Here is a 263-nt window from a genome sequence, read left to right on the forward strand (position 1 = left end):
ATACCGGGGAACAGCAAGTTTCCAGCGGTGGCAGTGCCGTGGACACCACCATTGAGGGGGGACTGCAGACTGTTTTCAGTGGCGGAAGTGTCTCCGGGACTCTCATTAATACCGGGGAACAGCAAGTTTCCAGCGGTGGCAGTGCCGTGGACACCACCATTGAGGGGGGACTGCAGACTGTTTTCAGTGGCGGAAGTGTCTCCGGGACTCTCATTAATACCGGGGAACAGCAAGTTTCCAGCGGTGGCAGTGCCGTGGACACC

General features: G+C 58.2%; 1 pseudogene. It reads left to right on the plus strand.

From position 1 onward, the window contains the following. Positions 1-263, plus strand: a pseudogene (locus tag BGE37_RS24935) (autotransporter outer membrane beta-barrel domain-containing protein); the annotation flags it as partial.

Origin of the sequence: Escherichia sp. MOD1-EC6300, from assembly GCF_002965045.1 — a bacterium.
Lineage (GTDB): Bacteria > Pseudomonadota > Gammaproteobacteria > Enterobacterales > Enterobacteriaceae > Escherichia > Escherichia coli_F.